General features: G+C 72.1%; 19 protein-coding genes. 14 read left to right on the top strand and 5 right to left on the bottom strand.

Annotated features, from left to right (window positions below; genetic code table 11):
• The first annotated feature begins 213 nt into the window (after positions 1-213).
• The 4 genes from ACQF4J_RS26145 (at position 214) to ACQF4J_RS26130 (ending at position 6,365) form a co-directional block, all read left to right on the top strand.
• A complete protein-coding gene (locus ACQF4J_RS26145) occupies positions 214-1,542 on the top strand; it encodes an EsaB/YukD family protein (protein ID WP_427166893.1) in 1,329 nt (442 codons plus the stop codon).
• Between the two features lie 56 nt (positions 1,543-1,598).
• A complete protein-coding gene (locus ACQF4J_RS26140) occupies positions 1,599-3,353 on the top strand; it encodes a hypothetical protein (RefSeq protein WP_427166892.1) in 1,755 nt (584 codons plus the stop codon).
• 222 nt (positions 3,354-3,575) lie between these two features.
• The gene (locus ACQF4J_RS26135) at positions 3,576-5,297 is read left to right on the top strand and encodes a TROVE domain-containing protein (protein ID WP_351798909.1); all 1,722 of its coding nucleotides are present in this window, start codon (positions 3,576-3,578) and stop codon (positions 5,295-5,297) included.
• A 42-nt stretch (positions 5,298-5,339) separates the two neighbouring features.
• Positions 5,340-6,365, top strand: coding sequence for an aminoglycoside phosphotransferase family protein (locus ACQF4J_RS26130; protein WP_351798912.1), 1,026 nt, complete (start codon positions 5,340-5,342; stop codon positions 6,363-6,365).
• Between the two features lie 29 nt (positions 6,366-6,394).
• Here ACQF4J_RS26130 and ACQF4J_RS26125 read toward each other — a convergent pair whose 3' ends face one another.
• The gene (locus ACQF4J_RS26125) at positions 6,395-7,831 is read right to left on the bottom strand and encodes a flavin-containing monooxygenase (RefSeq protein ID WP_351560964.1); all 1,437 of its coding nucleotides are present in this window, start codon (positions 7,829-7,831) and stop codon (positions 6,395-6,397) included.
• Positions 7,832-7,988: 157 nt separating this feature from the next.
• Here ACQF4J_RS26125 and ACQF4J_RS26120 point away from each other — a divergent pair, with 157 nt between their 5' ends.
• Entirely contained in the window at positions 7,989-8,888 is a 900-nt protein-coding gene (locus ACQF4J_RS26120; RefSeq protein WP_351560962.1) for a slipin family protein, read from the top strand.
• Here ACQF4J_RS26120 and ACQF4J_RS26115 read toward each other — a convergent pair.
• Positions 8,797-10,023, bottom strand: coding sequence for an MFS transporter (locus ACQF4J_RS26115; protein WP_351560960.1), 1,227 nt, complete (start codon positions 10,021-10,023; stop codon positions 8,797-8,799). The genes ACQF4J_RS26120 and ACQF4J_RS26115 overlap by 92 nt on opposite strands.
• 82 nt (positions 10,024-10,105) lie before the next feature.
• Here ACQF4J_RS26115 and ACQF4J_RS26110 point away from each other — a divergent pair, with 82 nt between their 5' ends.
• The 3 genes from ACQF4J_RS26110 to ACQF4J_RS26100 all read left to right on the top strand — a co-directional run bounded on the left by ACQF4J_RS26110 (position 10,106) and on the right by ACQF4J_RS26100 (position 12,550).
• Complete coding sequence (locus tag ACQF4J_RS26110) at positions 10,106-11,092, top strand: ArsR/SmtB family transcription factor (protein WP_427168617.1); 987 nt, start codon at positions 10,106-10,108, stop codon at positions 11,090-11,092.
• Positions 11,093-11,101: 9 nt separating this feature from the next.
• The gene (locus tag ACQF4J_RS26105; RefSeq protein ID WP_351560958.1) at positions 11,102-11,611 is read left to right on the top strand and encodes a glutathione peroxidase; all 510 of its coding nucleotides are present in this window, start codon (positions 11,102-11,104) and stop codon (positions 11,609-11,611) included.
• Positions 11,612-11,683: 72 nt separating this feature from the next.
• On the top strand, positions 11,684-12,550 hold the full coding sequence (locus ACQF4J_RS26100; protein WP_351560956.1) for a MerR family transcriptional regulator: 867 nt from the start codon (positions 11,684-11,686) through the stop codon (positions 12,548-12,550).
• Between the two features lie 13 nt (positions 12,551-12,563).
• On the opposite strand, the gene ACQF4J_RS26095 is transcribed toward ACQF4J_RS26100, so the two are convergent.
• Entirely contained in the window at positions 12,564-14,453 is a 1,890-nt protein-coding gene (locus tag ACQF4J_RS26095; protein WP_351560954.1) for an MFS transporter, read from the bottom strand.
• Between the two features lie 249 nt (positions 14,454-14,702).
• Complete coding sequence (locus tag ACQF4J_RS26090; protein WP_427166890.1) at positions 14,703-17,414, bottom strand: D-alanyl-D-alanine carboxypeptidase; 2,712 nt, start codon at positions 17,412-17,414, stop codon at positions 14,703-14,705.
• A gap of 223 nt (positions 17,415-17,637) precedes the next feature.
• On the opposite strand from ACQF4J_RS26090, the gene ACQF4J_RS26085 reads away from it, so the two are divergent.
• From ACQF4J_RS26085 to ACQF4J_RS26075, 3 genes are all read left to right on the top strand, one after another.
• Entirely contained in the window at positions 17,638-18,393 is a 756-nt protein-coding gene (locus tag ACQF4J_RS26085; protein WP_351560951.1) for a GOLPH3/VPS74 family protein, read from the top strand.
• A 340-nt stretch (positions 18,394-18,733) separates the two neighbouring features.
• Positions 18,734-19,591 carry a helix-turn-helix domain-containing protein gene (locus tag ACQF4J_RS26080; RefSeq protein ID WP_142152788.1) on the top strand — a complete coding sequence of 286 codons (858 nt, stop codon included), beginning with the start codon at positions 18,734-18,736 and terminating at the stop codon, positions 19,589-19,591.
• 214 nt (positions 19,592-19,805) lie between these two features.
• Positions 19,806-19,997 carry a DUF397 domain-containing protein gene (locus tag ACQF4J_RS26075; protein ID WP_351560949.1) on the top strand — a complete coding sequence of 64 codons (192 nt, stop codon included), beginning with the start codon at positions 19,806-19,808 and terminating at the stop codon, positions 19,995-19,997.
• A gap of 141 nt (positions 19,998-20,138) precedes the next feature.
• On the opposite strand, the gene ACQF4J_RS26070 is transcribed toward ACQF4J_RS26075, so the two are convergent.
• Positions 20,139-20,978: a hypothetical protein gene (locus ACQF4J_RS26070; protein WP_427166889.1), complete on the bottom strand. Its 840-nt coding sequence runs from the start codon at positions 20,976-20,978 to the stop codon at positions 20,139-20,141.
• Positions 20,979-21,058: 80 nt separating this feature from the next.
• On the opposite strand from ACQF4J_RS26070, the gene ACQF4J_RS26065 reads away from it, so the two are divergent.
• From ACQF4J_RS26065 to ACQF4J_RS26055, 3 genes are all read left to right on the top strand, one after another.
• On the top strand, positions 21,059-21,844 hold the full coding sequence (locus ACQF4J_RS26065) for an SDR family oxidoreductase (RefSeq protein WP_351560945.1): 786 nt from the start codon (positions 21,059-21,061) through the stop codon (positions 21,842-21,844).
• Positions 21,845-22,006: 162 nt separating this feature from the next.
• The gene (locus ACQF4J_RS26060; RefSeq protein ID WP_427166888.1) at positions 22,007-23,581 is read left to right on the top strand and encodes a sodium:solute symporter family protein; all 1,575 of its coding nucleotides are present in this window, start codon (positions 22,007-22,009) and stop codon (positions 23,579-23,581) included.
• A gap of 67 nt (positions 23,582-23,648) precedes the next feature.
• On the top strand, positions 23,649-24,260 hold the full coding sequence (locus ACQF4J_RS26055) for a DinB family protein (protein ID WP_351560941.1): 612 nt from the start codon (positions 23,649-23,651) through the stop codon (positions 24,258-24,260).
• Positions 24,261-24,267 lie beyond the last annotated feature (7 nt).

Below are 24,267 nucleotides of genomic sequence, written 5' to 3'. Positions count from 1 at the left end.
GAGAGCGTCAAATGAATTGAATAATGCCTAACCGGGACAACACAGGCTGGAATGGCCGAGCCAGAAACACCCGGCCGGCCCGCCGGGGAGAGCCGCCCGGTGGGGGGCGGTGTTTGCGGGTGTGGGGATCCTCGCCGTGTTGTGTGCGGAGTGTGGGGACGGTCCGTGTGACGAGCGGCGGGGCCTCTTCCCGCCGGTGATAAGTTCGAACGCGTGATATCTACGGGGGCGTCGAGCCGTACGGGGCTCGCGTTGAGCCGGGTCACCCTGGTGGGTGAACGGCGGCGCGTTGAACTGGTGTTGCCTTCGCAGGAGCCGGTCGGACGGCTGCTTCCCGAGGTGCTGCGGCTACTCGACCACCGAGTGGGTACGCGACCGCAAACGCGCCATCTGGTGACCGCCGACGGCAGTGTGCTCGATCCCGAAGCCAGTTTGGAGTCCGCCGGGGTGGTCGACGGCGACGTGCTGCGGCTCGTGCGCGGTGTGACCGGCGAGGCCGCCGCGGATCCGGACGCGCGCGCCTGGCGCTGGGGGGCGCCGGCGGGGCGTGTCGTCGCCGGGTGTGCGGTGGTGGGGTGGGCGCTGATCGCATCCCTCCTCGCTCGGCGGGAGTTCGACGCGGCCGAGGTGGGTGGGGCGCTTCTCGTGATCGCCGCGCTTGCCGCCCTGGCCGGGGCGCTGGTCGCGCGGATCGCTGACGGGCGCGGGGCGGCCGGGGTCCTCGTCGCCGCCGGCGGTGCCGTGGGCGTGTGCGGCGTGTGGAGTCTCGCGGACGCCCAGGAGTGGTCCGATGCCGTGCGGCTCGCGGGGGTCGCCGGGGTCGTGGCCGTCGCCCTGGCCCTCCTCGGGTGGTGTTCCCCGCTGGGACGTGCCGGGTTCTTCGGAGCCGTCGCCGTCGTGGGAAGCGCGGTGTGCTGGGAGGTCGCCGTCGCGGTGACCACCGTGGGGCGGGCCGGCGCAGTGCTCGGGGTGGTGTCCGTCGTCGCTCTCGGCTTGCTGCCCCGGTTCGCCCTGACGGCTTCCGGGCTCTCGGGGCTCGACGACCGGCGGTCCGGTGAGTCGTCCGTGAGCCGGTATCAGGTGTCCGCCGCGCTGGCCTCGACCCACCGGGGGCTCGCCCTCGCCACCCTCGTGTCGGCCGGGTCCGCCGCCGTGGGCGGAGTGCTCGCGCTGCGTACGGTGAACGTGTGGACGGTGACGCTCGCCTTCGCCGTCACCCTGGTGCTCGCGCTGCGGTCCCGGGCCTACCCCCTGGTGCCCGAGGTCGTGGCGTTGCTCCTGGCCGGTGCCGTGGTGGCCGTCCGGCTCGCCTGGGTATGGGCGGAGCGAGGCGGAACAGGTGGGGCCGGTGGGGCGGTCGCCGCGCTCGTCGCAGCGGCCCTCGTCGCGCTGGGCGTGCTCGTGGTGCGGCCGTCCGAGCGTCTACGGGTGCGGCTGACGCGGATCGGCGACGTGCTCGAGTCGGTCGGGGTCATCGCGCTGTTCCCGCTGGTGATCGGCGTCTTCGGGGTGTACGGGCGGCTGCTCGGAACCTTCGCGTGAGCGTGAGCGTGGACATGGGCGGACGTGAACGTGGGCGAGAGCATGAGGCGGCGGGGATGAACCGGGCTCAGGGCAGCGGTGACGGTCGGCAGGACGAGGTGCTGCGGGACATGCGGGGCGGTGACACGGTGGCGCCGGCCGCCGTTCCGGAGGCCGCGGCCGAGCCTCCTCCGGCCTCGGACGGCGACGCCCCGGGGGACCGGGCTCCCCTTCCGGTACGTCACCCCGACGAGCAGCGTCCCAACCCGGGCTGGTCCCTCTCCGCGCGCAACGCCGCCGCGACCGCCTCCGACGACGTACCCCCGGAGGAGGAACGGCGGGAGCAGCAGGCGCAGTTGGAGAAGGTCGCCGCGCAGCCTCTGACCGACTTCGACCCGCAGCCGGTCCCGGCGGCCGAGCCGGAGCCGACCCCGCAACCCGTCGCGGCCACTCAGCCGGAGCCCGCCCCGCACGCCGTCCCGGCCACCCAGCCCGAGCCGACCAAGCAGCCCGTCCCGGCCACCCAGCCCGAGCCCGCCCCGCCCGCCGTCGCGGCCACCCAGCCCGAGCCGACCCCGCAGCCCGTCGCGGCCACTCAGCCCGTGCCGGCCCCGCAACCCGTCGCGGCCACTCAGCCGGAGCCCGCCCCGCCCGCCGTCGCGGCCACCCAGCCCGAGCCGACCAAGCAGCCCGTCCCGGCCACCCAGCCCGAGCCGACCCCACACGCCGTCGCCGTGCCCGTGCCCGTCCCCGCCCCGGCCCCCGCCGCGCAGTCGGCACCCCCCATGCCCCTGACTCCCCCGGCTGCCCCAGCTCCCTCGGCTGCCCCAGCTCCCTCGGCTGCCCCAGTTCCTCCGGCTCCCCCACCCCCCGCCCCTCGCCCCCGTCCCGCCGCGCCCGCGCTCGTCCAGCCCACGCCCGAGTCCGTCCCCACCCTCGATCCTCGGCTTGCGCTCGCCCTCGGCAAGCCCGCGCACGGGGACTCCGTGACCCGGCGTACCGCGCAGTCCCTTCGTCGGCTGACCTCTTCCGCCGCGCAGGACGTCGCCGAAGAGACCAGGGTCGGGCGGGAGTTGCAGCAGCCGGTCACCAGCGGGCGGGTCATCGCCGTGACGTCCATCCGGGGTGGCGTGGGCAAGACGACGACCGCCGCGCTGCTCGCCCGGGCCTTCAACCACTACCGGCACGACCCGGTGCTCGCCCTGGAGGCGGACGCCGCGCTGGGGACGCTTCCCGTGCGGCTGGGGGCGGAGTCGGTGCGCTGGTCGGTGGGTGATCTGGCCCAGATACTCAAGCCCTCCATGCAACTCACGGACGTCATCGGCTACTTGGTGCCCGTCTCCGGTGGCGGCTGGCTGCTGCCGGCGAGTCAGGGGCGAGTAGGTGCGCCGCTGGACATCCGCACGTACCGCAAGGCGACGCTCGCGCTGCGCCGGTACTTCGGCGTGACGGTCGTGGACTGCGAGACGCTGCCGGGCGAAGTGGCCCGTACGGCCATGGACACCGCGCACGCCCGGGTGGTCGTCGCGCCGCTGACCGCCGAGGGCGTCGGCGGCACCCGGGTCGTACTGGACTGGCTGGCGCAGTTGCCGCACTCCGCGCTCGCGTCCACCGTCGTCGCGCTCATCTCGGCCACGCCCGACCCGAACCTCGATCTGAAGACGGCCACGGCGCATCTGCGGGAAACGGGCGTCAGCGTCGTGCACCTGCCCTACGACCGGCATCTCGCGGCCGGCGGCCCCATCCGTACGGAGCTGCTCGGCTCGGCGACGCGTCATGCGGCCACGCGGCTCGCGGCGGAGGCGCTGCAGCGGGCGGTGCGGGCTCGTTGACCGGAAGCGGGGCCGGGGCCCGGTAGTGAGGCGTGGCCCCGAAAGCCAGTCGTGCCCCCGAATAATTCGAATGCGTTCCCGCCCCGGGCTCGGTAGCGTCCCGTTCCGACGCCTTCCGATGCGCTGTGCCCCGGTTACTTCCTGTCAAAGACCACACCGGTGCCCTTTTTCGATCTCGGAAGGCGCCACCTTTTCCAAGGTGCTTCCAGGGGGACCTTCTGCATGACCCATTTCAACCGTCAGCGCGCCAAGTCCGAGGCCAGGAACGAGATCCAGGCGGAGATTCCGGGCTTGACCGCGGGCGGAGCGACGTCGTCGCTCTCCACTCACGGACGGTGGCTGCTGCCGGCGTCCGGCCCGTCGGGGGCCGCACGTGCCAGGGCCGTCCTGCCTTCGCACGGCCGCACCCACCAGGGCGGCGCGGGATACGCCCGTACGCCCAAGGCCGAGCTCTTCCTGCTGGCCGTGGCCACCATGGTCGGCCACCACACCTTCTACGAGGACGCCGCCACCCGTGACGAGCGCTACGAGCGGCTGGTGCGCACACTCGCCGTCAGCGACCCCGAGTGGACCCTCGGCCTGCTGCGCTGGCTGCGCACCGAGGCGCACATGCGGACCGCCTCCCTGGTGGGCGCGGCCGAGTTCGTGCGGGCCAGACAGGAGGCGGGGCTGACCGGCTTCTCCCGGCAGGCCGTGGACGCCGTACTCCAACGGGCCGACGAGCCGGGTGAGTTGCTCGCCTACTGGACCGGCCGGTACGGGCGGAGGCTGCCGCAGCCCGTGAAGCGTGGTGTCGCCGACGCCGTGCGGCGCCTCTACACCGGGCGGGCGCTGCTCAAGTACGACACCGGGTCGCGGGGTTACCGCTTCGGTGACGTCGTCGAGCTGACCCACCCCGCACCGCATCCCGAACGCCCCTGGCAGGGCGGGCTGTTCCGGTACGCCATCGACCGGCGGCACCGTGGCGAAGGTGCCGTGCCGCCGGCCGGCGAGCAGCTGCTCGCCGCGCACCGGGCGCTGCTGGCGGTACCCGTCGAGGAGCGGTATGCGGTGGTCACCGGGGAGGGCGGGGCCGAGCGGCTGGCGGCGGCCGGGATGACCTGGGAGTCGGTGGCGGGCTGGCTGCAGGGGCCGTTGGACGCGGCGGTGTGGGAGGCGGTGATCCCCTCGATGGGGCCGATGGCCCTCGTCCGCAACCTGCGCAACTTCGACCTCGCCGGGGTGGGCGACCGGGTGGCCGCCGAGGTGGCACGGCGGATCGCCGACCCGGCCGAGGTGCGGCGTTCCCGCCAGTTCCCGTTCCGCTATCTGGCCGCCCACCGCAACGCGCCCTCGCGGCGCTGGGAGGACGCCCTGGAGGCGGCCCTCGGGCACTCCCTCGGCAACGTTCCCGAGCTGCCGGGCCGCACGCTGGTGCTGGTGGACCGTTCCGGCTCGATGTTCGACCGGCCCAGCGAGCGGACCCAGCTCAACCGTGCCGACTCGGCGGCCATCTTCGGTACGGCGCTGGCGATGCGGGCGGAGCGGGCCGACCTGGTCGAGTTCGGCAGCGACAGCCGCCGGGTCGACGTCGCGCCGGGCGAGAAGGTGCTGCGTGTCCTGGACCGCTTCCACGACCTCGGCGGGACCAACACGGAAGCGGCCGTCACCCGGCACTACGACCGGCACGACCGGGTGGTCGTGGTGACCGACGAGCAGACCCAACTGACGCCCTGGGCGAACCCGTTGCGCGCGGTGCCGGTGCGCGTTCCCGTCTACACGTGGAACCTGGCGGGCTATGCGATGGGCCATGCCGCGTCCGGCCCGCACCGGCATACCTTCGGCGGCCTCAGCGACGCCGCGTTCCGGCTGATCCCGCTCGTCGAGGCGGGCCGCGAGGCCGACTGGCCGTGGCGTGCTCAGGACTCCCGGAGCGGTTCGGACTCGGGCACCGTGGCGTCGTAAATCCAGGTGATGCGTCCGCCCCCGCGGTGGTGGGATGGCGCGATGAGCGACGACGTGACGGTGGACGGCTCGCCGAGCGTGGACCGGGGGCGGTTTCCGACGGCGGTGACGCCCTGGGACGACGAGGCGTGGCGGAGCTCCGCCCTGGAGTGGGTGAGTGAGGTGCTCGGCGCTCGGGGGCTGCGGGAGACCGGGCCCCGGCAGGTGCGGATCCGGCCCTGGTCGGTGCTTTTGCGGCTGGCCGTCGACGGGGCCGGCGGGGCGGTGTGGTTCAAGGCCAATCCGCCCGGCAGCCGCTTCGAGGCGGCCTTGGGCGAGGCTCTGGCGGGGTGGGTGCCGCAGCGGGTGCTGGCGCCGGTCGCGGTGGATGCCGAGCGCGGCTGGTCGCTGTTGCCGGACGGGGGACGGCTGTTCGCCGACACCCTCGACTCCGGGGAGTCCGGCCCGCGCGCCTGGGAGGAGATGCTGGGTCAGTACGCCGAGGTGCAGCGCGCCCTCGTACCGCACGCGGGGGCGATCGAGGCGCTCGGCGTGCCCCGGGCCCGTACCGCCGAGCTGACCGGGCTGTTCGACCGGCTCGTCGAGGCGAACGGGGCGCTGACCGGGGAGGAGCGGGCGGTGCTGGACGGGCTGCGGCCGCGGGTGGGGCGGTGGTGTGCCGAGTTGGCGGAGGCCGGTGTCGGGGACTGTCTCGACCACTCGGACCTGCACGAGGGGCAGGTGTTCCATGCGCCGGAGCGGGGCCGTTTCACCTTCTTCGACTGGGGCGACGGCCTGGTGACGCACCCCTTCTGCAGTTTCCTGGTCCCCGCCCGCTGTGCCGTGGACCGCCACGGTCCCGGTGTGCTGCCCCGCCTCCGGGACGCCTATCTCGAACCCTGGACGGCCGACGGTCACAGCCCGGCGGAGCTGCGCCGCGCCCTCGGCCCGGCCTGGCGGCTGGGCGCGATCGGGCGGGCCTGCTCCTGGGGCCGGCTCTTCCCGGGCGCGGCGGACGGCACGGATCTGGCGGGCGGCACCGCGGCGGCCCAGTGGCTGCTGCGGCTGGCCGACGAGCCGCCGCTGTAGCGGCGGGGAGGACCTGGGGTCCGGCGTGTTCACCGGTCCGGCGGGCGGATGAACCGGTAGTCGGCGGGCGTCAGCCGGCGGGTGCGGTCGGCGTACTCCCGCATGTAGCCGGGCCAGTTGGCGACGTTGCGGCCGTCGGGCGTGCGGTACCAAGAGGAGCACGACTGCCATGCCGTGCCCTCGAACCGCGCCCGCAGCGCGGCGAGCCCCGCCTCCTCCACCTCGGGCAGCACGTCCAGGGCCACGGCTCCGCTGCGGCGGACCAGTTGCAGGGCCCTGCGCACGAAGGCGGCCTGCGCCTCCAGGAAGAACAGGATGGACCCGCCCGAGGTGTTGGTGTTGGGGCCGTAGATGAGGAACAGGGAGGGGAAGCCGGGCACCATGATCCCGAGGTGGGCGCGGGCCCCGTGCGCCCAACTCTGAGCGATGGTCAGGCCGTTCGTGCCCCGTATCGCCATGGGCAGCATGAAGGTGTTGGTGCGGAAGCCGGTCGCGTGGATCACGCAGTCGACCTCGTGCAGCCGTCCGTCCTCGGTGAGCGGCCCCTCGGGGGTCATCCGGACGATCCGGTCCGTCACCAGCTCCACGTCGGGGCGGGCGAGGGTCGGCAGGAAGTCCGAGCTGAGCAGGACCCGTTTGCAGCCGAAGGCGTAGTCCGGCCAGACCTCGCGGCGCAGCTCGGGGTCGGGCAGATGGCGGCGCATGTGCGCGGCGGAGAGCAGGGCGCCGACGCGGCCGACGGTGCGGGGATGACGTATGCAGAGGGTGAGCAGCTCGATGGCGTGGAAGAGGAGCCGGCGCCACAGCCGGCGTGCCCAGGGTGCCCGCAGCAGCCGGTTCAGGGCGGCCGGCATCGGCCGGTCCGTGCCCGGCAGGAACCAGTTCCCGGTCCGCTGGAACACCGTCAGGTGCGCGGTGAGCGGCGCTATGCGCGGCACGAGCTGGACCGCGCTCGCCCCCGTCCCGATGACCGCCACCCGTTTGCCCCGCAGGTCGTACTCCTCGTCCCAGCGGGCGGTGTGGAAGCTGCGCCCGGCGAAGTCGGACAGTCCGTCCACCGCCGGGTAGGCCGGTTTGTCGAGCTGTCCGGTGGCCAGCACGACGGCGTCCGCGACCCACTCCCGCCCCTGCTCCGCGCGTACCGTCCACGTCCGGGTCTCCTCGTCCCAGACGCACGAGGTCACCGTCGTGCCGGTCACGATCCGCGGTGTGATGCCGAGCGCGTCCGCGGTCTCCCGCGCGTACCGCAGGATCTCGTCGCGGCGGGAGAACAGATGGGTCCAGGTGGCGCGTTGGGCGAAGGAGTACGAGTACAGGTGGCTCGGCACGTCGCAGGCGGCGCCCGGATAGCGGTTGTGGAACCAGGTGCCGCCCGGCTCCGGCGCCGCCTCCAGCAGGGTGACGTCGTCCAGTCCGTGCCGCAGGAGTTCGGCGGCGACGGCGATGCCGCCGAAGCCGGCGCCCACGACGACGACCCTCGGTGCGGGGCCGTGTGCGGGACCGTGTGCGGGACGGCTTTCTTGACGATCTCCTGACGCGTGCGGGCGCATCCGGCCAACTCCGTCCGGTGTCTACTTCCTTGTCGCAATCCTTACGGGGAATCTTTTCGAGGAATGGAGTGCCATGGAAGGCACTGTCGTCGCGGTCGTGCTGGTGGCCCTGGCCGCCCTGCTCGTGCTGCGCAGCGGTATGCGGGTGGTCAACCAGATCGAGCGCGGGGTCGTGTTCCGGATGGGCAAGGCCCTGCCGTCGTACCGGCAGCCGGGCGTGACGTTCCTGATTCCGTTCGTCGACCGGATGCGTAAGGTGAACACGCAGGTCGTCACCATGCCGGTGCCCACCCAGGAGGGCATCACCAAGGACAACGTCTCGGTGAAGGTCGACGCGGTCGTCTACTTCCGGGTGACCGATCCGCTCCGGGCCGCCATCGAGGTCCAGGACTACGTCTTCGCCGTCGGCCAGGTCGCCCAGTCGTCGCTGCGCTCCATCATCGGCAAGAGCGACCTCGACGACCTGCTGTCCGACCGTGAGCGGCTGCACGAGGGGCTCGCCCTGATGATCGACAGCCCGGCCGCCGGCTGGGGCGTCCACATCGACCGCGTGGAGATCAAGGACGTGCAGCTGCCGGAGTCGCTCAAGCGGTCGATGTCACGGCAGGCCGAGGCGGAGCGGGAGCGCCGGGCCCGGGTCATCACCGCGGACGGCGAGTTCCAGGCCGCCCAGCAGCTCGCCAACGCCTCCCGCATCATGTCCGACACCCCCGAGGCCATGCAGCTGCGTCTGCTGCAGACGGTCGTGGAGGTGGCGGCCGAGAAGAACTCGACGCTCGTGATGCCGTTCCCGGTGGAGCTGCTGCGGTACTTCGACAAGGCTGCGCAGAAGATGACCGGCGAGCCGACGCCGGCTCCTACGGCGGCCACGGCTCCGGCTGCTACGACGGCTCCGGTTCCGACTGCTTCCGCGGCACCGGCCGCGACTCCGGCTCCGCTGCCCGACCCGCGGACCGCGACCCCCGAGCAGTAGCCAGCACCAGCGTCACGGCGGCCGACGCGGCCGCCATGACCGTCATCGCCACGGCGGGCGAGGTGAGTTGGGCCACCGAGCCCGCCAGCGCGGCGGCGACGCCCTGCATGGTCAGCATGCCGGACGAGTGCAACCCCAGCGCGTGGCCGGAGAGTTCGTCCGGGGTGAGGGACATCAGGCGCTCCTGCTGGACGAGGCTCGCGCCGAAGCCGACGGAGGCGAGGGCGGCGAGGAGGGCCGACCAGGGCAGGGCGGGGTGCAGCGCGAACAGCAGGTAGGGCAGGGCCAGCAGCAGGAGCAGCGGGGTGGCCAGGCGGGGCCGCAGGGCTGCCGGGACGAGACGGCCGACGCTCACGTCGCCGGCGAACATGCCCAGCGCGGCGGCCGCGAAGAGGGCGCCGGCGGCCCGGGGATCGTAGGAGACGTAGAGGGATTCGCAGCCGACGACCAGGCCGTTGGGGAGCCACAGGCCCAGGTAGGTGAGACGGCGGGGCGGGGACGACCACAGCAGCCGGTTCGTGCGCCAGGTCGCCGCCACGGACGGGCGGCCCGAGGCACGCGGCGGCCGGGCGGTGAGGCCCAGGCGGACGGCGAGGGCGGAGCCGGCGTAGAGCGCCGCCGACAGCAGCAGGCACGCGCGCGGGGAGAGGACCGCCAGCAGGGCGCCGCCGGTCGCGTATCCGGTGATCTGCATGAGCCCGGAGAGCATGTTGAACACCGAACGCCCCAGCAGATAGCCGTCCTTGGAGAGGATCTCGTTCAGCAGCCCCCACCGCACTCCTCCGCCGAGCGAGGCGACGAGCCCCTGCAGCAGGACGACGGCGAAGACGCCCCACACCGGCAGTCCGGGCAGTGCCAGCAGCGCCGAACCGGCCGCGAAGGACAGACCGATGCCGGTCAGCGTCGACCTCGGCGGCAGCCGGTCGGCGCCGGAGAGCAGGAAGGTCGCGCCCAGTACCTGCGCGAGCTGTGGCCCGAACATGCTCACCGCCGACAGCAGCGGCGAGTCGGTGGCCCGGTAGACCAGGGTGCCGAGGGCCAGACCGCCGATCGTCTGGGCCACGGTGAGGCCCGCCGAGGAGAGGAAGAACGGGGTGAACTCCGGGGTGCGGAAGAGGTCTCGGTAACTGCGCATGTCCGGAGTCTCCGGAGAGCCGTGGAGCTGTGGTTATTGTTTCGCGTGGACGCGAAACGTCGAGGCCGGAGGGCGGGCGGGCATGGGCTGGTGGCAGATCGACGCCGACACCCTGGCCCGCAGCCGATTCGTGCTCTCCCCGCTCGCCGAGACCTTCGCCTGTCTGCAGCTGATGCACCGCGGCCAACCCTCGCACCCCGGTGAACAGGCCTGGCTGCGCACCCACCTCCCGGCCTATCGGGCGCTGCTGGCGGCGGAGCCGGTGACCGCGCGGCTGGTGCGTGCGGGGCTCGGCCGGGGCTGGATCGCGGACTTCCTGGCGCCCACCCCCAGGGACGGCGAGTCCATCGAGGAGGGCGTGGCCCGGGTCCGGGCGACCGACCCCGCGCAGGCCCGGGCCGACGTCGTCGTCGCCCTCGAGGGCGGCCCCCTCCCCGCCGAGCTGCGCCGCGACGACCTCCCCGAGCGCGCGGCCGACCTCCTCACCCATGTGTGGACGGAGGCGGTACGGCCGTACTGGAATCGTCGCCGGCACGTCCTCCAGGCCGATGTGGTCGCCCGTACCGCGCAGGTCAGTCGGGGCGGATGGGCGAGCGTCCTGGACTCGCTGCGGCCGGGGCGCAGCCGGTGGCTCGGCGAGAACCGGCTCCAGGTCAACCTGCACGAGTATCCGCCGCGCGACATCTCCGGCGCCGAGCTGGTCTTCGTGCCGGTCACGCCCAAGGCGGGCTGGGTGTCCTGGGAGGAGCCCGAGCGGTACGCCCTCGTCTACTCCTGCGCGGGCGCCCTCGCCGACCACACCGCGCGGCCCGCGCCCGCGAGCCTGGCCGCGCTCCTCGGCCCCGCCCGCGCCGCCGTGCTCGTGCTGCTCGGCTCACCCATGAGCACCAGCCAGCTGACCGCCGTGACCGGCCAGGGGCTCGGCTCGGTCGGCCGGCATCTGAAGGTGCTGCTGGACGCGGGCCTGGCCGAGCGGCGCCGGGCGGGCCGCTCGGTGCTGTACTCCCGCACCCCGGCCGGCGACGTCCTGGTGGAGGCCCAGGACCGGACCGGGGCGCGGCGGAGTTAGCATCCGCTCATGACGATCGCAGACAGCAACGGCGCCGGCCCCCTCGACGTGGAGATCGATGCCCTCCAGGGTGGATCGGCGGACCTCTCCCAGTACGCGGGGCGGGCCGTACTCATCGTGAACGTGGCCTCCAAGTGCGGGCTGACCCCGCAGTACGCCGGTCTGGAGCGGCTCCAGGAGCGCTTCGCCGACCGGGGCTTCACCGTCCTCGGCGTGCCCTGCAACCAGTTCCTGGGCCAGGAGCCCGGCAGTGCCGGGGAGATCGCCGAGTTCTGCTCGGCGACGTACGGCGTGACCTTCCCGATGACGGAGAAGATCGAGGTCAACGGGGACGGGCGGCACCCGCTCTACGACCGTCTCGTCTCCTTCTCCGACGCCGAGGGCCACGACGGCGACATCCGCTGGAACTTCGAGAAGTTCCTGATCGGCCGCGACGGCAAGGTCGTCGCCCGCTTCTCCCCGCAGACCGAGCCGGAGGCGGCGCAGATCGTGACGGCGATCGAGAACACCCTCGCCTAGCAGGGGTCCGTTGACCTTGTCCCTGGGGCAAGGACGAGCATCCCTCGTCGTCGGGCGGAACGGTTCCGCGCGATGACGGAGGATGCTCGAGTGGACGACGAACTGCTCACCATCGGCGCGTTCGCGGCCCGGGCGCGGCTCTCGGCCAAGGCACTGCGGCTCTACGACCGCCTCGGCCTGCTGGCCCCGGCCCACGTGGACGAGCTCAGCGGCTACCGCTACTACCGGGCGGGCCAGGTGGAACGGGCCCGGCTGGTGGCGCTGCTGCGGCAGCTCGACATGCCGCTGGCCCGGATCGCCGAGGTGGTCGAGGCGGACGGCGCCGAGGGGGCCGACCTGCTCGCCGCGTACTGGGCGGACGTGGAGACCCGGCTGGCCGGGCAGCGGACGCTCGCCGAGTACCTCCGTGGACGGCTGTCGGGGAGGAGCTCCGAGATGTACGGGAAGTTCGTGGTCGAGACGGTGGACGTACCGGCGCGGGTGGTGATCACCCAGTCACGGCACACGCTGGCGGACGAGCTGCCGGCGTGGATCGGCGCGTCGCTGGGCCGGCTGGAGGCGGCGGCCGGGGAGTGCGGGGGCGTGACGGCGGCGCCGTACGTGGTCTACCACTCCGAGGTGTCGATGGAGAGCGACGGTCCGGCGGAGTCGTGCGTGCCGGTCGCCGACGAGGCGGCGGCGCGCGCCTGGGCGCAGGAGCACGGCCGGACCTGGGAGACCCGGGTGCGGGTGGAGCCGGCCCAACGGCTGGCGTACACGCGGATCACCAAGGCCCAGGTGGCCCACCCGCAGATCATGGCGGCCTTCGAGGCCGTGGAGCAGTGGATGGCCGCGCAGGGGCTTCAGCAGGCGGGCCCGTGCCGGGAGGTCTACTTCGCGGACTGGGACGCGGCGGGTCCCGAGGACGAGGTGTGCGACGTCGCGTTCCCGGTGAAGTGACGCCCCGGGGGCGCTACTTCAGCTCGTCGGGGCACGGTGTGCCGCGCGGCAGCTGATACGGCGCCCCCAGCCGGTACGTCCCCGCCTTGGGCGCCAGCAGGATGGTCCACTTGTCGCCCTTGGTGTCCTCCTCCGTCTGCATCAGGCAGCCGTTGACGTTGTCGTACGACTTCGGCAGCCCGTCGGCGCGGTGCTTGGAGGCGTCCGTCTCCTGCGGGGGCTTCACGCCCTTGCCCTTGGCGTCGACCAGGCCGAGCCACGGGGAGTAGGGGACCCGGATCAGGACCCGGCCGGGCTTCTTCACCTCGATGGTCAGCTCGCCCTGGTCGGCGCGGTCGACGATGGCGGGCGGGTCGGCGAGCGGGGTCGGGTCGGTGACCCGGAACAGCTGCCAGTTGGCGTCGCCCCAGATCTGCCGCAGATACGGCATGCCCCGCTGGACGAGCTCCCGCTCGCGCTCGCCGCCGTCGCCGTCCGGGTCGCCCTTGGGCAGCACGACGAAGTGGACGGCCCAGCGGCGCAGCCATTCGTGGTAGTTCGCCGAGTTGAGGGTGTCGTCGTAGAAGAGTGGGTTGCGCTCCATGTCGGCCTGGCGGTTCCAGCCGCGGGCCAGGTTGACGTACGGGGCGAGGGCGGAGGCCTCGCGGTGGGAGCGGGCGGGAACCACCTCGACGCGGCCCTTCTCGGCGCCGACCCCCTGGAGCTCGTTGACGAGCGGGGCCAGCTCGCGGGCCCAGGAGGCGGTCGGGGTGGTGCGCACGACGTCGTCGACGGCCTTGAACCCGATCCAGAAGGTGAAGCCGGCGATGGCCAGGACCGTCAGGTACCACTCGCGGGTGCGCCGGGTCTTGAACGGCAGCACGGCGACCAGCGTGACACCGGCGAACAGCATCGCCAGCCGGGTGATGTTGGAGCCGATCTGGGAGCTGACGATCCACACGCCGAGGACGGACAGGCCGTACACCGCGGAGGTGAGCCGGACCGTCGTCCACTTCCTGGGGACGAGCACGAAGACCAGCACCGCGTAGATGAACGGCAGGCTGGCGGAGCCGACGTTCATCGGCTGGGTGCCGGAGAAGGGGAACAGCCAGGCCGACAGCGCCACCACGACGGCCGGCGCGAGACCCAGCGCCCAGGCGCCGGGCCGGCGCTTCTGCAGGAACAGGGCGACGGCCACCAGCCCCACGAACAGCCCGGCCACCGGCGAGGCCAGGGTGGCGAGCGCGGCCAGCGGCGCCGCACAGGCGGCCTTCGCCCCTCTGCGGTAGCGCCACTTGTGCGGCCAGCAGAACACGACGGCGACCGCGCCCAGCGCGAACACGGTGCCCAGGCCGAAGGTCACCCGTCCCGAGGCCGCGTTGCACAGGAACGCGAAGACGCCCGCCAGCGAGGCCCACAGGGGGTTCTTAACCGACCGGCTGCGGATGAGGACCATCGTGAGCAGACCCGCCGAGACGGTCCCCGCGATCATCATCGTCGTCCGCACGCCGAGCACGGACATCAGATACGGCGACACCACGCTGTACGACACCGGGTGCATGCCGCCGTACCAGGCGAGGTTGTACGCCGAGTCCGGGTGCCGGCCGACGAACTCGGCCCACGCGTCCTGCGCCGCGAGGTCGCCGCCACTGTTCGCGAACGTGAAGAACCAGGCGATGTGGAGGGCGCCGGCGAGCGCGGTGATCGAGAGCACCGGGTGCCGCAGCAGCCGCTCGCGCAGGGCGAGCAGCAGGGTCGTCGCACGGGACGGCGCGTCCTCCGTACGGGTGTCCCGCGTGCGGTCGTCGCGCGTGCGGTCGTCGCCGTCAGGGGCGTCGACGCGCGGCACGGGCACGCGTATTCGCGGGCCGGTTCCCCGTCCCGGATCGGCGTCGTCGGCGCGTGTCGGCTCCGCAGTGGCCACCTGAAGGCACTCCCCGTGGTGTCCCGTCTTCTGTTCTGGTCCTCTGTCCACAGGACGCGTCCCGTTGCCCGCGCGTTCGCGGCCACGTCCCCGGGGCTTTCCCGGCCGCGTCCCCTGCGCGACGGCCTGCCCCGTTTCGTGACGCTAGCACGCAGCGCCGACACCGCCACCCCGCGGCCTGCCCCCGAAGACGCACCGGCCGCCGTCCCCGGGGGACGGCGGCCGGTGCGTCGCGGCGTGCCCGCCGGGTCAGCCGATGCGGGTCAGCTTGTCGGTGAAGCCGGGCTCGGCGAGGTCCTTCTGCAGCTCCACCGGGACCTGCACCGCACCGCTCGTGCCGCCGTCGCCGACGGTGAGGGTGCCGACCTTGGTGCCGGCCTTCGCCGAGTGCGGGAGTTCGCCGGTGACGAAGGACAGCTTCACCTTCAGTCCGGCCCAGCCGACGGCCGAGACGTCCTTGGTGATCACGACGGGGGTACGGCCGCCGAGGCCGTCGTCGACGTATCCGACGACGTCGCCCTTCTTCAGGATCGTCGCCGCCTTCAGGGCGCCCTGCGCGGCCCGGATCAGCTTGTCACCGGCGTCGAGCGCGCCGGCGAGGATGGTGTTGTCACTGCCGCCGGGGCCCTGGCCGAGGACGGCGCCCACGATGGTCCGGGTCTGACCGCCGACCTGCTTGACGGCCGCGAAGACGAGGTTGCCGCCGGCCGCGGTGGTGGTGCCGGTCTTGATGCCGATGACTCCGTTGTAGCCGACGAGTCGGTTCCAGTTGCTGTGCTTGCTGCCCTTGTAGTCGGTGTACTCCATCATCCGGGCGATCTCGCGGAAGCTCGGGTTCTTCATCGCGGCCTTCGCGAGCCTGACCTGGTCCGCGGCCGTGGAGACGGTGGTCTTCTTCAGGCCCGAGGGGTCGGTGTACGTCGTGTTCTTCATCCCGAGGTCCTTGGCGGCGGCGTTCATCTTGCTCGCGAACGCCGTCTCGGAACCGGCGTCCCAGCGGGCCAGGAGGCGGGCCACGTTGTTCGCGGACGCGATCAGGACGCCCTCCAGGGCCTCCTTCTGGGTGATCGTGTCACCGGCCTTCACCTGAACCGTCGACTCGCCGTCCGCGGTCGCCTGGTCCTGCGCCGTCTGGTCGACCTTGATCTTCTCGCCGTCGCCCTTGAGCGGGTGGTCGCGCAGGATCAGGTACGTGGTCATGACCTTGGCGACACTGGCGATCGGTACGGGCTTCTGCGCGCCCGAGGAGCCGAAGGAACCGATGCCCTGGACGTCGAGGGCGCCTTCGCCGGACGACGGCCACGGGATGTCGGCCTTGCCGCCGTCGAAGGTGTAGCTCTCCTCGGCGGTGAGGTCGAGGGTGGGGGCCGGGAGCGGGCGGACCGCCTGCACGATCGCGAAGACGACGGCCAGCAGCAGGACCAGGGGCGTCCAGATCTTGACCCGGCGGACGATCGTGCGGACCGGGGTCTCCGGCGGCGGCGGGGTGTTGGTCAGCTCCGCCAGCAGGTCCAGCGGGGGCTTGGGCGGGAGCGGCTGCTGGGTGGTGCGCTCGGGGCCGACCTGCGGGACGGATGCCGTGGCCTCCGCGGGCGCGGGCCCCGGCTTCTTCGTCGCCGGGTCGTCCAGGGGCTTGAGCGCCACGAACTTGCTGGTGCGCTCGGGGTCCGCCTTGGGGGCCGGCTCGGCGCCCGGCTTGGGGGCCGGCTCGGCGCCCGGCTTGGGGGCCGGCTCGGCGCCCGGCTTGGGGGCCGGCTCGGCGCCCGGCTTGGGGTCGTTGAGCTTCAGCATGGTCGTCGGCTGGTCGACCCGAGGGCTCGGCCGCTTGAAGATGGCGGTGGGCTGATCGACGGGGCCGGAGCCCGAGGAGGCGTCGCCGGGGGCCTTGGAATCGCCCTTGGCGTCGCTCTTGGCATCGGCCTTGGAGTCGTGCCCGGCCTTGGAGTCCGCGCCCTTGCCGGGCTTCGGCTCATCGGAGCCGGCCTTCGCCGCGGGCACGGCGTCGGCGACGGAGTCCTCGGGCTCGTCGTCGGCGGGCTCGTCGTCGGCGACGGCGTCCTCGTACTCGGCATCGGCATCGGCATCCGCGTCGGCCACCGCGTCCTTCGGCTCGGCGTCGGCCACCGCGTCCTCGGGCTCCGCCTCCGCCTCCGCCTCGGCCGAACCGGCCTCACCGCTGCCGTCGTCGGTCTTCGCGGACGGCTTCTCGTCCTCGGCGTCCGCCGGCTCCGCGGAAGCCGCGGACTTCTCGTCGCCGTCGGAGTCACCGGACCGGACCCATGCAGCCACGGCGGCGCGCAGCCGCTCGTCGCCGACCGAGCCGCCCGAACCGCCGTCGGCCTCCGGGCCGCTCTCCCCGCCGTCGGCCGAAACGTCTCCCTCGGACTCGGAGGCGGCGTCGGACACCTCACGGTCCTCGGAGCCCGCGTCGCTCTCGGCCCCCTCGTCCGTCCCGGCCTCCGGGCCGTCCTCGCCTCCCTGGCGCCCCGAGGCCGCCTCCGCGTCGGAATCGGCGCCGGCGTCCCCGGAGGCGCTCTCGTCGCCGCTCTCGGCGCCCTCGGGGGCCTTCTCGGCGGTCTCGGCGGTGCCGGAAGCATCGGTACCGGTTCCGGCCGCGTCGGACCCCTCAGGGGCTTCCTCGACCTCGGAGGCCCCGGAGGCCCCGGAGTCCTCCGCCCCCGAGTCCCCGGCCCCGGACGTCTGCCGCGCCGTCTCGGCGGCCTCGGCCTCCTCGTCCGCCGTCTCCGCCGTCTCCTCGGCTTCCGTCAGAAGATCACGTACCGAAAGCACCCGCGTGGCCGTGTCCACGCCTCCGCGCGTACCCGGTTCCTCATCGGCGGCCGTCCTGGCCTCGGGAACCGGACCCGCGCTCCCCGACGTCGGTTCTGCCGACGACTCGCGCTGCTTCGACCTGTCGGGGGACTCGCCCGCCACCGATGCCTCCTCCATGTGCCGCCGCATGCCCCGCACGCGACTGCCGAACCGTCAACGAACCGTGAATCGCCGCCCGGGACACCGCCGTACGCGCTGTCCGAACCATGTACCAGTGTCCTGTGTGCGGGCTTAACCCCTGCGGTAGACGAGAACGACATACCTACCGGTTCCCTCACAAAGAGGTCACGCACCCTCGACAGACCAATGTGAGAGGGGTCACCCTGTCTTTCATCCACGCGGGGAGGCATGGATGGGCAGGAGCCGCAGAACACTTCCGGAGGAGCTTCTGCTGCTGGCATTGGACCCGGCCACGGGTACCACTGCGCAGCCGCAGTCGCTCGACCTCGGTCTGGCCGGAGCACAGCTAGTGGAGCTGGCGCTGGCCGGACGTATAGCCCCAGACGGGGATCGTATCGCCGTGGTTGCACCACGGCCGACAGGAGATCCGACTCTGGACTGCGCATTGGAGTTGCTGCGAAGGCGTGGCGCTCCCGTGCGTGCCGTCCACTGGATCGGCGGGCCGCGCCTTGGGCTGCGCCAGACCTACCTCTCGCATCTGGAGCGGTGCGGCATGGTGCATGCCGTGGCGGGCCAGATGTGCGGAGTGCTGCCGACGACTCGCTACCAGGCGACGGACACCGCCATCAGCCGGGAGATCAGGGCCCGGCTGGATTCCGCGATCCGTACCGGCGTACCGCCGGACCCACGGACCGCGGCGCTCGCCGCACTGGCGCACGCGGTCGGCCTCGGCAAGCACCTGTATCCGGGGAACGAGGGACGGTCGTCCCGGTCCCGGCTGCGGGACCTGATCAGGCACGACCCCATGGGCGGTCTCGTCGCGCACGCCGTGATGGACGTCCAGAACGGCGTGGGTGCCCAGCCCCGCCGCAGCCCGGCCCCGGCCGGCCGCCAGGCCGCCGGACCCGTCGGGCCCGCACCGGAACCCGCTCGTGGCGTTCCGATGCAGCCGCGCCGCGGACCCATGGCGCGTGTCGTGGCCCACTGAGCCGCGGTCCCACGGCACACACTGGTACCGCACAGCACCACAGCGCAACGCACCGCGCACCGCACCGCACCGCACGCCGCACCTGAGTCCCCAGACCCGGTTCGGGAGCCGCTGGTCCGCGCGGGGCGGCGGGACCGTACGTCGTCCGTGTCCTCGGATACGGATGGTGCAACGGTTCCGCCGTCCCGCGCGGCCGCTTTGTGTGCGGGCCTCACGAACTGGCGCGTATCCAGCGCATATCCGCCGTTTCCCAGCGGTAGAAAGCACCTTGGTGGCAATCTGCTCAACAGCAGATACGCAAAGTGGCAAGCAGAGGTCCGCAGCCGGAGGTGCACGTCCCGTGGCGTCAAGTGTCAATCCCACCGTCAGGCGACGCCGGCTGGGCCAGGAGCTGCGCCGGCTCCGTGAGCTCAAGGGCATGACGGCCGAGGAAGTGGCCGAGCGGCTGCTGGTGTCGCAGTCGAAGATCAGCCGGCTGGAGAACGGACGGCGCAGCATCAGCCAGCGCGACGTCCGCGACCTGTGCGGGGTGTACGAGGTCGAGGACCACCGGATCGTCGACTCGTTGATGCAGATGGCCAAGGACAGCCGCCAGCAGGGCTGGTGGCACTCCTTCGGCGACATCCCCTACAGCGTGTACATCGGGCTGGAGACGGACGCGGCGAGTCTGCGCGTCTACGATCCGCAGGTCGTGCCGGGCCTGCTGCAGACGCGGCAGTACGCCGAGACGCTGATCGCGGGCGCCCTGCCCGAGACCGCGGCCGCCGACATCGAGAAGCGCGTCCAGGTGCGGCTGCGCCGGCAGGAACGAATCACCGCCCCGGAGAACCCGCTGCGCCTGTGGACGGTGATGGACGAGGCGGCCCTGCGCCGGGTGGTGGGCAACCGCTCGCTGATGCGGGACCAGTTGGAGCACCTCGTCGAGCAGTCCCAGCTGCCGCACGTCACGGTGCAGGTGATCCCCTTCGACATGGGGGCGCATCCCGGCCTCAACGGCCAGTACGCGATCCTCGAGTTCCCGGACGCGGCCGACTCCAGCGTGGTCTACATCGAGGGCGTGACCAGCGACCTGTACCTGGAGAAGGCGAACGACGTGCAGAAGTACAGCGTGATGTACGAGCACCTGCGGGCGCAGGCCCTCAACCCGGACCATTCACGGCAGTTCATCGCGGACATCGCGAAGGAGTACGCTCGCTGAAGCGCCGTACCGTACACCTTCTTGGGTCTCCAGCGGAAGACCCACCTGGAATATGCCATCCAGTCGAGTGAATAGTCGCTTCGTACACCGAGGTGGGCGAGTAGCGTCGATCACGCCACCACGCACCACAGGTTGGCGCAAACCGCGCTGTGGGTTCGGAGTCGGACTCGTCGTGCGGTGACAGCAACTCAACGACTGGCATTCCGGAGCAAAAATGGCAATTCGTCAGGGCGCCACGGGCACGTGGACCAAGTCCTCGTACTCCACGGGCAACGGCGCGTGCGTCGAGATCAAGTCACCGGTTGTCGCGGCGATGGCCGTGCGGGACTCCAAGGTCACCGAGGGCCCGGTACTGGCCTTCCCGGCCGAGGCGTGGAACACGTTCGTCGCGTCGATCAAGGCGTAGCGGAAGGGTCTTCACGATCTTCGGACCCTCCTTCCGCCGAGCACAACTTCACAGAGCAGCACAGCAAGAGCCCTCTCGACCAGCTTCGCCGTCCTTGCCGAGGGGGCTCGGCCTGTGTCCGGTCCGTCGTGACGACGGGCCCTAGCGCAGTCGGTCGACGTACCTGTCCGTCCCGGGGACCGTCGGGACGAACGGCGCCACCAGCTCCACCCTCCCCAGCCCCGTCTCGCCCACCGGCCCGTCCAGCCCCGTGAAGTACGCCTCCCAGCACTCGCGTGGATCGGCCTCCAGGAACCACAGCAGCGTCAGCCGGGTGTCCACGCCCTCCACCTGCTTCACGTACGTCATACGGTCGCCCGGCAGCGGGGTCGGCCGGAACACGGTCACCATGGCCGCCGGCGACCCAGCGAGCCGCTTCGGCAGGTGCCGCGTCCGCAGCCACTCGAGCAACTCGGTCCGCTGTCCCTCCGATTCGGCGTCGATCACCTCCACCACCAGCCCCGCGTACGGGTGGTCGAGGGCGTGGAAATCGCGAGGTCCGGCCGCGCCGTCCCGGTAGACCGTCACCTCGTGGTCCTGGAACGCCGTGAAGACGTGGGTGCGGTCCTGGTACACGCGGGCGTCCCGGTTCAGCCGCTTGTTGATCGCCACGGTCCACCTCATGTGGTCGTCGTAGCGGCCGTCCGTGACCCAGTACGTGGAGAGGTAGCAGCCGGCGGTGACCGGCTGGGCGACCACCGACTTCTCGGGGTAGCGCAGCAGTTGGAGATCGCGGGTGGCCACCCAGCGGCGTCCGGCGAACATCCAGGGCATGGCCATGGCGCCGGCGTAGTAGTGGTCGTCCTCGTACCAGCGGTTGTACGCGTACTCGTGGCCGGGGTGCGGCTCGACCATGGTGATGAGGGCATGGCCGGGACGGACTCCGTAGGGTCCCACCGCGGCCAGTTCGGCGTACACGTCGCTCCGGGTTTCCTCGCTCACGTCGCTCCCCTTCCGTCCTCCGCCGGTCGCCCATACTCTGACGCCCCGTCAGATAATTGGCCAGCCCCCCGGAGGCTCGGATGTCACTGCTCACGGGCAAGACCGTCGTCGTCTCGGGAGTCGGCGCCGGACTCGGTCACCAGGTCGCTGCGGCGGTCGTGCGCGACGGCGGGAACGCGGTGCTCGGTGCGCGCACGGAGGCGAACCTCGCCAAGAGCGCGGCCGAGATCGATCCGGACGGGGCGCACACGGCGTACCGGCCGACGGACATCACCGACGAGACGCAGTGCCAGGCGCTGGCCGCCCTCGCGCACGACCGCTTCGGCCGGATCGACGCGGTCGTCCATGTGGCCGCGTGGGACGGCCACTTCGGCGGTCTGGAGGACGCGGACTTCGTCACCTGGCAGTCGGTGATCGACGTGAACCTGCTGGGCTCGCTGCGGATGACACGGGCGTGTCTGCCGGGCCTGAAAGCGGCGGGCGGTTCGGTGGTCTTCATCGGTACGCAGTCCTCCGTCGCAGCCCCCACCCAGGTCCGGCAGGCGGCGTACGCGGCCTCGAAGGGGGCGTTGACGAGCGCGATGTACTCGCTGGCGCGCGAGCTCGGACCGCACCGCGTCCGGGTCAACACCGTGTTGCCCGGCTGGATGTGGGGGCCGCCGGTGCAGGCGTTCGTGCAGTTCACGGCGCAGACGGAGGGGGTGCCGGAGGCCGAGGTGCTGAAGCGGCTGACCGACCGGATGGCGCTTCCCGACCTCGCCACGGACGCGGACGTGGCGGACGCGGCGGTGTTCCTCGCCTCGGACCGGGCGCGAGCCATCACCGGGCAGTCGCTGCTGGTCAACGCGGGGGAACTGATGCGCTGACGGTCGGAATCCAGCCACGCTGGCTGTTCATGTACATAAACACCGACCATCAAGCGGAACGATTTTACCTGCTCTTGAACCGCCGCTTGCTTGCTGTGATCATGCCACCCCACTCAGAGTTCGTCATGCCCGTCCCCGGCAGCGGACCCTGGAAGGGGGCTCATGAACAGTCTCGACTGGGCCGTGCTCATCGGCTACTTCGGCGTGATGGTGGCGATCGGCGTCTGGTCGCACAAGCAAGTGGGCAACGTCAGCGACTTCTTCACCGCCGGCGGCAAGATGCCCTGGTGGCTGTCCGGCATCTCGCACCACATGTCGGGCTACAGCGCGGTCCTGTTCACGGGGTACGCGGGCATCGCCTACACCTACGGCGTGACGTCCTTCGTGACCTGGTCCTTCCCGATCGCGCTGGGCATCGCCATCGGCTCGAAGCTGTTCGCGCCACGGATCAACCGCCTGCGCTCCCGGCTCCAGGTGGCCTCCCCGCTGGAGTACCTGAAGAACCGCTACGACCTGAAGACGCAGCAGGCCCTGGCGTGGTCCGGCATGCTGCTGAAGATCGTCGACGTGGGCGCGAAGTGGGCGGCGATCGCCACCCTGCTGTCCGTGTTCACCGGCATCACCCTGAACCAGGGCATCCTCATCACCGGCGCGATCACCGCGGTCTACTGCACGATCGGCGGTCTGTGGGCGGACGCGCTGACCGAACTGGGCCAGTTCGTCATCCAGTTGCTGGCCGGCGTCTCGATGTTCGTGGCGGTCGTGCTGAAGCTGAACGACAAGGGAATCGGCTTCTTCGAGGCCTGGGACCAGCCGGCTCTGCACGGCCACGGCAAGCCCCTCGTCGGCCCCTACGGCACAGTCTTCCTCCTGGCGTTCCTCTTCATCAAGCTCTTCGAGTACAACGGCGGCATGCTCAACCAGGCCCAGCGCTACATGGCGACGGGCAGCCCGCGGGAGGCCACGCGCTCGGCCCGGCTGTCCGCCGCGCTGTGGCTCATCTGGCCGGTCGTGCTGTTCTTCCCCATGTGGATGTCCCCGCTGCTGGTCCACGCCCAGAAGCCGGACGGCTCCGACTCCTACGGCCTGATGACCGAACAGCTCCTCCCGCACGGTCTGTTGGGCCTGGTGATCGTCGGGTTCTTCTCCCACACGATGGCCATGTGCTCCTCCGACGCCAACGCGATCGCGGCCGTCTTCACCCGGGACGCGGCACCCGTGCTGTCCCGGCGGGCCCGTGAGTGGGGCCAGCGCTCCGGGCTGATCGCCGCCCGGGTGACCACGGTGGTCTTCCTCGGCCTGTCGATGGCGGTGGCGACCCAGGTCAACTCGCCCGCCTTCAAGGACATCATCACGGTCGTCATCAAGTGGGTCGCCGGTCTGATGGGCCCCATCGCCATCCCGATGATGCTGGGCCTGCTGCGCCCGTTCCGCCGCTCCGGCCCGACGGCGGCGCTGACCAGCTGGGGAATGGGCCTGCTGGCCTTCTGGCTGGTCAACTACCCCATCAACTGGAACGTCGACGGCGGTGTCCCGCTCCAGTACCAGGTCTCCATCCCGCTGGCCGTCTCCCTGGTCCTCTACATCCTCATCGGCTACCTGAAGCCGGAGGACACCCCGGAGCGCCTGGCGGTCATCGAGAGGATCAACACGGACGACGACAGCACGGCGGTCGCCGTACCGGCTCCGGCGGAAGGGGTGGAGGACGCGCTGGGCCGCACGCCCGTGAAGGACTGACGCCCCGGGCCCGGAGGGAGGGGGAAAGCCGGTGCCGGCGCACCGCGCGACCGGCAGACTGACCGGCATGACCACCCCACTCCCCCCGGGCCCGCAGGCCGACCTCCTCCGCTACCTCCAGGACGCCCGGGACGCCCTGCTGTGGAAGCTGGAGGGCCTGTCCGAGTACGACGTCCGGCGTCCCCTGACCCAGACCGGCACCAATCTGCTGGGCCTGGTCAAGCACGTGACCTACGTCGAACTCGGCTACCTGGGCGACACGTTCGGGCGGCCCGCCGCCCCCACCCGCCCCTGGTACGGTCCCGTCGCCGACGACAACAGCGACATGTGGGCGTCCGCCGACGAGTCCCGGGCGGACATCGTCGACCGCTACCGGCAGGCGTGGCCGCACGCCGACGCCACCGTCGCGGCACTGCCCCCGGACACGGTCGGCAGGGTGCCGTGGTGGCCGGACGGCAAGGACGAGATCACCCTGCACCACGCCCTGGTCCGGGTCCTCGCCGACACCCAGCGGCACGCCGGACAGGCCGACATCCTCCGCGAACAGCTCGACGGCTCCGCGGGCTGGCTCCAGGACAGCGCCAACCTGCCGTCGGACGACCCGGCCTGGTGGCAGGAGTACCGGGACCGCCTGGAACGCACGGCCCGGGAGGCGGCCGAGGCGGCCGAGGAGAGATAGCGGCGGC

The sequence above is a fragment of the Streptomyces sp. C1-1 genome (genome assembly GCF_050214755.1).
Lineage (GTDB): Bacteria > Actinomycetota > Actinomycetes > Streptomycetales > Streptomycetaceae > Streptomyces.
This window is presented reverse-complemented; position numbering and strand designations above follow the sequence as displayed.